General features: G+C 52.8%; 9 protein-coding genes. 8 read left to right on the top strand and 1 reads right to left on the bottom strand.

Features of this window, described 5'->3' with window-relative positions; translation table 11 throughout:
• The first annotated feature begins 9 nt into the window (after positions 1-9).
• The 7 genes from kefG (at position 10) to motX (ending at position 6761) form a co-directional block, all read left to right on the top strand.
• Positions 10-579 carry a glutathione-regulated potassium-efflux system ancillary protein KefG gene (kefG, locus tag ACS18Q_RS13300; RefSeq protein ID WP_004728588.1) on the top strand — a complete coding sequence of 190 codons (570 nt, stop codon included), beginning with the start codon at positions 10-12 and terminating at the stop codon, positions 577-579.
• Position 580: 1 nt separating this feature from the next.
• Positions 581-2383: a glutathione-regulated potassium-efflux system protein KefB gene (kefB, locus tag ACS18Q_RS13295; RefSeq protein ID WP_158165872.1), complete on the top strand. Its 1803-nt coding sequence runs from the start codon at positions 581-583 to the stop codon at positions 2381-2383.
• Between the two features lie 13 nt (positions 2384-2396).
• The gene (locus tag ACS18Q_RS13290; protein ID WP_004728590.1) at positions 2397-2612 is read left to right on the top strand and encodes a YheV family putative zinc ribbon protein; all 216 of its coding nucleotides are present in this window, start codon (positions 2397-2399) and stop codon (positions 2610-2612) included.
• Between the two features lie 164 nt (positions 2613-2776).
• Positions 2777-3340 carry a peptidylprolyl isomerase gene (slyD, locus tag ACS18Q_RS13285; RefSeq protein WP_004728591.1) on the top strand — a complete coding sequence of 188 codons (564 nt, stop codon included), beginning with the start codon at positions 2777-2779 and terminating at the stop codon, positions 3338-3340.
• Positions 3341-3512: 172 nt separating this feature from the next.
• Positions 3513-4454 carry an isoaspartyl peptidase/L-asparaginase family protein gene (locus tag ACS18Q_RS13280; RefSeq protein ID WP_275723074.1) on the top strand — a complete coding sequence of 314 codons (942 nt, stop codon included), beginning with the start codon at positions 3513-3515 and terminating at the stop codon, positions 4452-4454.
• 128 nt (positions 4455-4582) lie between these two features.
• The gene (locus tag ACS18Q_RS13275) at positions 4583-5899 is read left to right on the top strand and encodes an adenylosuccinate synthase (protein WP_004728593.1); all 1317 of its coding nucleotides are present in this window, start codon (positions 4583-4585) and stop codon (positions 5897-5899) included.
• A 226-nt stretch (positions 5900-6125) separates the two neighbouring features.
• Positions 6126-6761, top strand: a complete 636-nt coding sequence (gene motX, locus ACS18Q_RS13270) for a flagellar protein MotX (protein ID WP_014204354.1) — start codon at positions 6126-6128, stop codon at positions 6759-6761.
• A 53-nt stretch (positions 6762-6814) separates the two neighbouring features.
• Here the strand turns inward: motX and ACS18Q_RS13265 are convergent, their stop codons facing one another.
• A complete protein-coding gene (locus tag ACS18Q_RS13265; protein ID WP_441257151.1) occupies positions 6815-8650 on the bottom strand; it encodes a DUF3413 domain-containing protein in 1836 nt (611 codons plus the stop codon).
• A 184-nt stretch (positions 8651-8834) separates the two neighbouring features.
• On the opposite strand from ACS18Q_RS13265, the gene rnr reads away from it, so the two are divergent.
• A complete protein-coding gene (gene rnr / locus ACS18Q_RS13260) occupies positions 8835-11285 on the top strand; it encodes a ribonuclease R (protein ID WP_206981760.1) in 2451 nt (816 codons plus the stop codon).

Genomic DNA, 11285 nt, shown 5'->3' with positions numbered 1-11285 from the left:
CGTCAAGGAATGACAAACGCTGAAACGTGCCCATCCAATAAGCCCAGCGTGCTGGTGATCTACGCGCATCCCGAGCCGGATCATTCGGTCGCCAATCAGGTGATGATCAAAAAGATCGCCGCGCTGGAGCATGTGTCGATCCTCGATCTGTACGCCACCTATCCCGATTTCTTCATCGACGTCCATGCTGAGCACCAACGCGTGTTGCAGTACGACGTGATTGTATTTCAGCACCCGCTGTACATGTATTCCTGCCCGGCCTTGTTAAAAGAGTGGATTGACCGCGTGCTTGGTAAAGGATTTGCGTTTGGCAATGAGAGTGCGATGAAAGACAAAGTGTGGCGCAGCGTGGTGACGGCTGGCGGCCATCAAGATGCCTTCACCTCCGATGGCTACAACCGCTACACCATGCGTGAAATTCTCCAGCCATTTGAGCTGACGGCGGCGCTGTGTCGCATGCAGTGGGTGGAACCCTTGGTGCTGTACTGGGCGCGCAATGTCAGTGATGTCGAGCGTTATCAACACGCGGAAGCGTACTTCGACTGGTTGCAAAACCCACTGCCGGGCGGAGGGCGATAACATGGCCTCGTTAACGGGCGATTTTCTACAAAGCGGCGTGGTGTTTCTCACCGCGGCGGTGGTGGCGGTGCCGCTGGCGCAGCGGATGGGTTTGGGGTCGGTGATCGGTTACTTGCTGGCGGGCGTGGCCATCGGTCCGTGGGGACTGGGGCTGATTAGCGATGTGAATGCCATTTTGCACTTCGCCGAATTTGGGGTGGTGCTGCTGCTGTTTTTGATCGGTTTGGAATTGAATCCGAAAAAACTGTGGCAGATGCGCGGGCCGATTTTGGGGCTGGGCGGCGCGCAAGTGCTGGTGACCGGGGCGGTGCTGGCGAGCATTGCTTACCTGCTAGGGTTCAATTGGCAAAGCTGTTTGGTGATCGGCATGGGCTTGGCGCTGTCATCGACGGCGATTGCGCTGCGCGTGATTGAAGAGCAAGGCTGGTCGCGCAGTGAAACCGGCCAATCTGGATTTGCGGTGTTGCTGTTTCAGGACATCGCGGTGATCCCGATGCTCGCGCTGATGCCGGTGCTGGCCGGAAACACCGGCGGCAACTGGCTTGATGGCGTGTGGATGCTGTGCGGCATTGTGGGGCTGCTGGTCGGCGGCCATTATCTGCTCAGTCCGTTGTTTCGTTATATTGTGCTCAGTGGCGTGCGTGAGCTGTTCACCGTCGCGGCGCTGCTGCTGGTGATCGGCATTGCGCTGCTGATGCAAAATCTGGGGTTGTCGATGGCGCTCGGCACCTTTCTTGCGGGCGTCCTGCTGGCGGAGAGCGAATTTCGCCATGAACTGGAAATCGCGATTGAGCCGTTCAAAGGGCTGCTGCTGGGCTTATTTTTTATCGCGGTCGGCATGGCGGTCGATCTCGGCTTATTGGCGCTGATGCCGGTGCAGATCGTGCTGGCGGTGATCGGCTTGGTGGTGGTCAAAGGGTTGATCCTGTATGTGTTGGCACGCTTGTCGGGCACCCGCGCAAAAGCGCGCAGCAGCATGGCGGCGATCCTCAGCCAGGGCGGTGAATTTGCGTTTGTGATTTTCACGGCGGCCAGTAGCGAAGGGTTGTTGCACAGCGAACAAGTCTCCTTCTTGCTGGTGGTGGTGAGCTTATCCATGGTGACCACTCCGCTGCTTCTGACGGCGCAGCGCAAATGGTTTGCGCGCAATCTCAATACGTCTAGCGATGACAAGTTGGCCAGCGATATCGTGAATAAAGAGCCGCGGGTGATCATTGCCGGATTTGGCCGCTTTGGCCAAATTGTGGGTCGTCTGATGTACGCCAATAAGATTAAAATTACCGTGCTGGAGAGCGATCCCAGCCAAATTAAACTGCTGCGTAAATATGGCTACAAAGTGTTTTATGGCGATGCCACACATCTTGAGCTGCTGCGTGCGGCGGGCGCCGATGAAGCTGAAGCCATCGTGATTTGTACCGACGCGCCGGATGAAGTGATGAAAATCGTCGAATTGTGCCAACATCACTTCCCGCGCATGAAAATTCTCGCGCGTGCTCGCAGCCGCGTGGAAGCGCATCAACTGCTCAATCATGGTGTGGAACGCTATTCGCGCGAGATGTTCCTCGGGGCGTTGGATTTAGGCCGCCAAGCTTTGGTGACGCTGGGCATGCATCCGTATGAAGCCAAACGCGCGGAAGCGCATTTTCGCCGCTTGGATAGTGCGATGCTCAAAGAGTTGCTGCCACAACACAATGAAGACAAGCGATTGACCTTGCGGGCCAGAGAAGCGCGCAAGGAGTTGGAAGAAATTTTTGGCCGCGAGATGGACAACGATCGTCAATCGCGTGGCTATTGGGAAAAGTAACAGGACCAAGAACGTGAATAACAATCAACTAAAATCAAAAAAACGCTTTATCGCCGGTGCGAGCTGCCCAAGCTGCAAGGCGCAGGACACACTGCGCTGGTGGATTGAGAATAATATCGAGCTGGTGGAGTGTGTGGAGTGTGACTACCACGAGCAGCGCAAACCGAAATCGGTGGAAAGCAGCGACCATGGCAGCGAGCAGATGATCGGTATTTTTAAACCGGAATAATGCGCTGTCTGCCCCGTGATTCACGGGATGGAACCGCAGTTCGATGCCAAGGTGGTCACAGATGGCTTGAGGTGACTGGGGGATTACTCCATAATATTGCCCATCTCAGTCGCCAGTTCGCTGGCACGAATTGAGTATTGAATACACAACTCCTTGGAGCCGTTATGAAAATTGAAAAGAACGTGGTTGTAAGCCTTGCCTACCAAGTCAAACTGGAAGATGGCATCGTGGTTGACCAATCAACAGTGGAAGCCCCACTGGATTACCTGCATGGTCACAACAACCTGATCATTGGTCTTGAGCGTGAACTGGAAGGCAAAGTTGCCGGCGATAAATTCACTGCAACCATCGCACCAGAAGACGCATACGGCGAACACAGCGATGAGCTCGTTCAGCGCGTACCAGCAGACGTTTTCCAAGGCGTGGATCAAATCGAAGTGGGCATGCGTTTCTTGGCCGATACTGACCAAGGTCCAATCCCTGTCGAAATCACTGAAGTTGATGGTGACGAAGTTGTGGTTGATGGTAACCACATGCTGGCTGGCCACACACTGACATTCGAATGTGAAGTGGTTGCAATGCGTGAAGCGACTGAAGATGAGATCGCGCACGGTCACATCCACCAAGCACACGATCACGACCATGAAGGTGGTTGCTGTGGCGGTCATGACCACGATCACGGCCATGACCACGAAGGCGGCTGCTGCGGCGGCGGTCACTGCCACTAAGTTGCAGTGACAAGCGACTTCGGCCGGGGTGAATCTCTTGGCTGAAGCAAGACACAAAAAGCGCGAATCGAGCGATCGGTTGGCGCTTTTTTTATGCGCGTCAGTTGAGATGATGCGGTATGTTAGATACATCAGGCTGATGAATTGGCCATTTGACGGTAAGGAATCGAACATGTCTCAACCTATTGCGATTGCCATTCACGGCGGCGCGGGCACTATTTTACGAGCGCAGATGAGCGATGAACTCAAGCAGGGGATTGTTGCGGCGCTGGAGCAGTCGGTGCGCGCTGGTCATCAGCTGTTAGTTCAAGGGGGCGATGCGCTCGATGCTGTGGTGGCAGCGGTAAGGGTGTTGGAAGACTCGCCGTACTTCAATGCGGGCAAAGGCTCGGTGCTGACACACCAAGAGATGGTTGAAATGGATGCGTCGGTCATGCATGGCTTGCACATGGATGCCGGTGCGGTGGCGGGAGTGCGCCACATTCGTAATCCAGTTGAACTCGCGCGTGATGTGATGCGTCACAGCGACCATGTGTTGCTGATCGGCGATGGGGCGGAGGCGTTTGCGTTTGGCCAAGGTTACGACTATACCGAACAAGATTACTTTTTCACCGAACGCCGTTATGAGCAGTTGCAAGCAATGAAAGCCAAAGGGCTGTTTGCGCTGTCGGAGTCCAAATATCCGGATGATAAGAAATTTGGCACCGTGGGCGCGGTGGCGCTCGATCTGCACGGCAACTTAGCAGCGGCAACCAGTACCGGCGGCATCACCAACAAGAAATTTGGCCGCGTGGGCGATTCTGCACTGATAGGCGCGGGCACGGTGGCAGAAAATGGCAACGTGGCCGTCTCGACCACCGGCATGGGCGAATTCTTTATTCGCAAAATGGTCGCGGGTGATGTGGCAGCGCGCATGCGGTACTTGAAAGAGGATGTTCACACCGCCAGTGAACAGGTGATTCAGGGCGAGCTCAAAACCTTAGGCGGTGAAGGGGGCTTGATCGCCTTGGATGCCTCCGGCGAGATTCATTTTGCCATGAACAGCAGCGGTATGTATCGCGCAAGCATTGACACACAAGGGGATTTGCTCGTCAAAATTTATGCAGACGAGTGAGTGTTTTTTCACGAAAAAATGGATTCTATCCGTCTTTTTCGCATGGTATTTACATGCTTAAAAAATGACTGCAACGATCTAAATTCGATGCTAGAATCCATTTTTAACTAGCAACAGAACTTGGAAAGATGGGAAATAACGTAGTCGTTCTTGGCACCCAATGGGGTGACGAAGGGAAAGGTAAAATCGTAGACCTTTTAACTGAAGATGCAAAATACGTGGTTCGCTACCAAGGCGGTCACAACGCAGGTCACACGCTCGTAATCGACGGTGAGAAAACCGTTCTTCACCTGATTCCATCAGGTATCCTTCGCAACAATGTGAAATGCATTATCGGTAACGGTGTTGTACTTTCACCTGATGCACTTATCAAAGAAATGACTGGTTTAGAAGACCGCGGTGTTCCTGTGAAAGAGCGTCTTTTCATTTCTGAAGCTTGTCCTCTAATTCTTCCTTATCACATTGCTTTGGACCAAGCGCGCGAAGCGGCGCGTGGTAATAAGGCAATTGGTACAACGGGTCGTGGTATCGGTCCAGCTTACGAAGACAAAGTGGCACGTCGTGGTCTGCGCGTTGGCGACCTATTTGACCGTGCAGCATTCGCTGAGAAACTTAAAGAAGTCATGGCGCTCCATAACTTCCAGCTAGAACACTTCTACAAAGTTGAACCTGTAAGCTACGAAGACGTACTTGAGCAAGCCATGGGTTATGCTGATCTGCTGACTTCTATGGTGATTGACGTGACAGACGAGCTGGATGCAGCACGTAAGCGCGGCGATAAGATCATGTTCGAAGGTGCACAAGGCACACTGCTGGACATCGACCACGGTACTTACCCATACGTGACTTCTTCTAACACCACAGCAGGTGGCGTTGCGGCAGGTTCTGGTTTTGGTCCTCGTCACTTGGGTTACATTCTGGGTATCGCGAAAGCGTACTGTACTCGTGTGGGTGCAGGTCCATTCCCAACTGAACTTTACGATGGTAAAGAGAAGCAAGATCCAATCGGTAAGCATTTGGGTACTGTCGGTGCTGAATTTGGTGCGACAACGGGTCGTCTGCGTCGTACCGGTTGGTTCGATGCGGTTGCGATGCGTCGTGCCATTCAAATCAACTCAATTACCGGTTTCTGCATGACGAAACTAGACGTCTTAGACGGCCTAGAAGAAATCAAGATCTGTACCGGTTACCAAATGGCGGATGGTTCTGTACTTGAAGTGTCGCCAATGGCTGCTGATGCGTACGAACACGTCACACCAATCTACGAAACCATGCCGGGTTGGTCTGAAAAAACATTCGGTGCTAAATCGATTGATGCGCTGCCTCAAACGGCACTGGATTACATCAAACGTATCGAAGAGCTGACTGGCGTACCTGTAGACATCATCTCAACCGGTCCAGACCGTAACGAAACCATCATCAAAGTACACCCATTTAGCGTGTAATTTTGCGTTTCTGAACATGAAAAGCCGACTGACTCAGTCGGCTTTTTTTATGCCTGTTATGCATTGGTTTTGCTGTGATTTTGTGCGCTGGTGGCAAAAAATTGCCGCTGCTAGGCAAGTTTTCATTAAAGCGTGGCGCCAAATGGCCGATAAAGGAATCAGACCGAGCCAGCGCGGACGACGCGCTATACTGTTATGGCTATCGGAGTCAACGAAGAGTGCAGGTATGAAGCTACGTACGGTAGCTGCTTCTTTAGTGTTCGCATTGCATTCGGCTTTTAGTTACGCCAACGTGACCGAAGTCGGAGAACCCGTGCCGATCTATTCAGAAGCAGAGCTGATTAAATTAATTGCAGAAAACAAACACCTTGAGCGTGTGAAAGCAGACAATTGCCAGTTGGTGGAAGACATTGTTGCGCGTGCCACGCGTATCAACTTGCCGTCGTACGAGTTTCTGTATGGCGACATGCTGGCGTGGGGCGTGTGTGTGAACCAAGACGTGGAGCTGGGGCTTTACTACATGGAGAACGCGGCGCATCAAGGCCTGCCGGAAGCGCTGGAGCAGCTTGGGCGTTATTATTCGCGTGGCACCTTGGTGCAACAAGATAAAGAGCGCGCGATCCCTTATCTGCGAGAAGCGGCCGCCATGGGCAACTTGAATGCGCGAATTCAGCTGGCCGAACTGCTGCTGCGTGATTACGGTAGCCCGCTGGATTACGAAGATGCTTATCGTTGGCTGTATAACTCCGTGACCGCCGACAAACGTACGCATAACCGCATTGCGATTTTGCGCCAAGGTTTGGAGCAACGCATGCCGGAAAACATCATCGCGCGCGCTAAGCGTCGCGGCACCTTTTGGTAACGGGCACTCATACCCGTCCGTTACCAAAGGTCGTCATCACCTGATTCCTGCCATCAATTCAAAAATCGATTCATCTGCTTCAACGCCTGCATCAGATCGCCACTGCTCAGTGAGCGAAGTGCCTTGGGCTCCAATTGCGGCGTCATGGTTTGAACCGCGCCACTGGGGTAGGTCACCATAATTTCATCATCGGCAACCAGCGCATAGTTGAAATAACTGCCCACAATCAACCATTCTCGATCACGTTGTGTGTTCAGTAAATCGTACCCCACCGAATAGTCGTCCGTTGGGTTTTGGACGCCGAGCACACGATGCATAAAGGTTGGGGCAATATCCAAGTGTGTCGTTTTCCAGTCAATCTCTTCCGGTGCTTCGCCCGGCACATAGATGTACAGCGGAACATGAATTTGCGCCATGCTGTAGTTACTGCCATGCCCCCAATAGTTCTGATGATTGTCGTTAAACTCCTGACCGTGGTCGGAGGTAATCACGATGATGGTGTTGTCTAAACCGCCTTGCGCTTCCACGGCACTTAACACGCGTTCAATTTGGCCATCAATGTAATACAGCGCATTGCGGTAGCGGTTTCGATACGGCTCAGGATCGAAGTCGTTATTGAGCTTGATGTGATCGACACGGCTCCAAGATGGGGTAAAACGCGGCGTCATGTCGGCCGGAAATTCGGTCGCATGCGCTGAATCGTAGAACAGAAAACCAAAATATGGCTGCTGAGTGTCTCGCTGAGCGAGGAAGTCAACAAAGTCATCAGTGATCCGACGGTCGCGATCGGTCGAACGGTCGGCCGGTGTGTCGACGCGCAGATGGTCGATGCCGCGAAAAACGGTGCGATCAAACGGCGGGCTGTTGAGCGGCGCCGATGCGTAAATGGCAAACTGATAGTTGAGTGCTGCCAGTGTTTTCATCATCGCCGGGCGCTTTTGGGCTGCGTGAAAGGCCTCCCAATAGGTCGCTGGCAAACCGTAAAACAGGCTAAATATACCGGCTTGCGTCGAGTTGCCGCCACTGATGTGTTGCTCAAAACGCAGCGAGCGTTGGGCAAACTGAGCGATGTTTGGCGTCACCTCTGAGTTGGCATCGTCATAACGCCACGTATCAATGGCGATGAACAGAATGTTGGGTTGCTCGTGCGGCGGCTCAATGACCAGCGGATGCAACGGATAATTCAGATGGGAGTTGCTTGGTCGGCTCATGTTCAAGCTTTGTTCTCGCACGGCCTGCGTATCCACCCAGCCGAAACGATGGAAAAAGCGTTTGGCGGTCAGAGGGTAATACAGCGGCCAATGCACGCTGTAGCTCGGTACGGTGGTATCGTAGTTGGCATCGCGCCACATGTGAATGGATTGGCTGACCAACAACGCTGCCAGCCATACCCCGCCGGCATAAGTCGCCCAACGCAAGTGACGTTTGGCGAGGCGAGTGCTGAGCAGGGCAATCGCCGTGCACGCAATGGCGACAGCAAGCACTTGCAGCGTCGCCATCAACAGGGTGTACCAAGAGAGTGAGATGACCTCGTCGCCCCCTTCAATCAACAGTTCCCAAATGAAACCACTGAGATGGAAGCGATATTGCTGATACACCGCCACATCAATCATCAGCAGCACCGACCCCAGCCAAGTCACGAAGGTGGCCAATATGCGTAAGACACGGCAAGGCAGCCAACTCAGAAGTAGCATGGCAAACAAAATGACGACAGCAAACAGGCCGAACCAGCCGATTTGAGTGGTCACCAAGTACAAGTGTGCCACGACATCATGGTCGGGGGGCGTCATCCATGTCAGGTACGGTAAACCTAAACCAGATAATAAAACAATGTTCAAAATAAATTGGCACAATAACCAACGAACGTTTTGTCGAATCGTGAATCGCATAAAAAATGGGTTCCCTGACGGGGTAAACAAATGGGGGAAAAAACGTGCACAATGTAACGAATTATTCGAGCGATGTCACATCTTGTCGTTTGGTGATGTTGTTCAGGATATTCGTATTAACCCTTAAGGTTAGGAACTCGGTAGGATATACTGTAATCCCCTACCTAAATAAGCAGGTCTGCCTATGTCTGACACCACCCACGTTGATCCGTTTGCGGATCGTGAAGCTGATAACTACGACAACCCGATTCCAAGTCGTGAATACATCATTGAATTCCTGACGAAGGCCAATGTGCCAATGAACCGTAATGATCTGTTTGAAGCCTTGGAGCTGAATGGTGAAGAACAATACGAAGGTCTGCGCCGCCGCTTGCGTGCGATGGAGCGTGATGGCCAGCTCGTCTTTACGCGCCGTCAGTGTTACGCATTGCCAGAAAAACTGGAAATGGTGAAAGGTTATGTGATTGGTCATAAAGACGGTCACGGCTGGGTGCGCCCAGAAGGCAGCAATAATAAAGACAACGATATTCTACTTCCTCATCACCAGATGCGGACCATCATTCATGGCGATCTGGTTTTGGTGCAACCAACCGGTACCGATAAACGCGGCAGAAAAGAGGGGCGTCTGGTCCGCGTGTTGGAAGAGCGTCAGACGCAAATCGTCGGTCGTTTCTTCTTTGAATACGGGTACTCATACGTGGTGCCAGACGATTCACGCATTCATCAAGACATCTTGATCCCGAATGATCTGCGCGGCGGGGCTCGCATGGGCAACGTGGTGGTGATTGAAATCACCGATCGGGGCGGGCGCAACCGCGGCATGATGGGGAAAGTGGTCGAAGTGCTGGGCGAAAACATGGCGCCGGGCATGGAAACCCAAATTGCGATTCGTACGCACCAGATCCCGCATGTGTGGCCACAAGAAGTGGAGCAACAGATCACTGGGCTGGGCGAAGAGGTTCCAGAAGAAGCCAAACAAGGCCGTGTTGACTTACGTGCGCTGCCGTTGGTGACCATCGATGGTGAAGACGCACGCGACTTCGATGACGCCGTGTTCTGTGAAGCCAAAAAAGGTGGCGGCTGGCGCTTATGGGTGGCGATTGCCGACGTAAGTTATTACGTGCGCCCAAACAGTGCGCTGGATAAAGAAGCCATTAACCGCGGCAACTCTGTCTACTTCCCATCCCAAGTGGTGCCGATGTTACCGGAAGTGCTGTCCAACGGTCTGTGTTCGCTCAACCCGCAGGTGGATCGCCTGTGTATGGTGTGCGAGATGACCATCTCAGATAAAGGCAAACTGTCGGGCTACAAACATTACGAAGCGGTCATGAACTCCCATGCTCGCCTGACCTACAACAAAGTGCACGACATTTTGGAAGGTGACGAAGAGCTCCGTGAGCGTTATCGCGAACTGGTTCCCCACCTCGAAGAGTTGCACCGCATGTATAAAGTGCTGAAAGGTGCGCGTGAGCAACGGGGTGCGATTGAATTCGAAACCGTAGAAACCAAATTTATTTTCAATGCGCAACGTAAAATCGAGAGCATTGAACCATTGATTCGCAATGATGCACACAAACTGATTGAAGAGTGCATGATCATGGCCAACATCGCCTCGGCGTCCTTGGTAGAAAAAGCCAAAGAGCCGTCGCTGTACCGAATTCATGAAGCACCGGGTGAAGAGCGCTTGATGGGCTTCCGTGATTTCCTCGGCGAACTCGGCCTAGATCTGGGCGGCGGTCTGGAACCGTCCCCGACTGATTATGCGCACTTGATGAGCCAAGTGGGTGAGCGTCCGGACAAAGAGCTGATTCAAACCATGCTGCTGCGTTCGATGAAACAGGCAGTGTACAACGCAGACAACGCTGGCCACTTTGGTTTGGCGCTGCAACGTTATGCGCACTTTACGTCGCCTATTCGTCGCTACCCGGATTTGCTGTTGCACCGCGCCATCAAGTACCTGATTGCCAAAGAAGAAGGCCGTAACCAAGATCGTTGGACGCCGACTGGTGGCTATCATTACTCGTTTGATGACATGGATTACTACGGCGAACAATGTTCGATGACCGAGCGCCGCGCCGATGATGCCACGCGCGAAGTGTCGGACTGGCTGAAATGTGAATACATGCAAGATCACGTGGGAGAAGAGCTGGAAGGGGTGATTGCCAATGTCACCGGATTTGGGTTCTTTGTCCGTCTCACGGAACTGCACATCGATGGTCTGGTGCACATCTCGACGCTGGCAAACGACTACTACCAGTTTGACCCAATTGGTCAACGCCTGATTGGCGAATCGTTTGGGGCAATTTACCGCTTGGGCGATGTGGTCAAAGTGAAAGTGCTGGCGGTGAACTTGGATGATCGTCAAATAGACTTTGAATTAGTCGAAACTAGTCGTAAGCTACGCGGCGAAGGCAAAACGGCGAAGAAACGCGCGGCGGATGCGAAAGCCAAAGCCAAAGGTAAAAAACAAGCGGCGACCCGTGGTGGTAAAGCGGTGCCTTTGGTCGAGCCAACCAAGCGTCCGGATGAACCGGGGGCTGCCCGAGGGCCAAAACACAACAAGACCAAAGCCGAAAAAGCGCGTAAGCAAAAAGCTCGCAGTAAAGCTGGCAAAGCGCGAGCGAAAAAACAATAG

Origin of the sequence: Vibrio sp. Vf1514, from assembly GCF_052076135.1 — a bacterium.
GTDB classification, from domain to species: Bacteria; Pseudomonadota; Gammaproteobacteria; order Enterobacterales; family Vibrionaceae; genus Vibrio; species Vibrio furnissii.
Note: the sequence above shows the minus strand (reverse complement) of the source record. Positions and strands in the feature narration are given on the sequence as shown.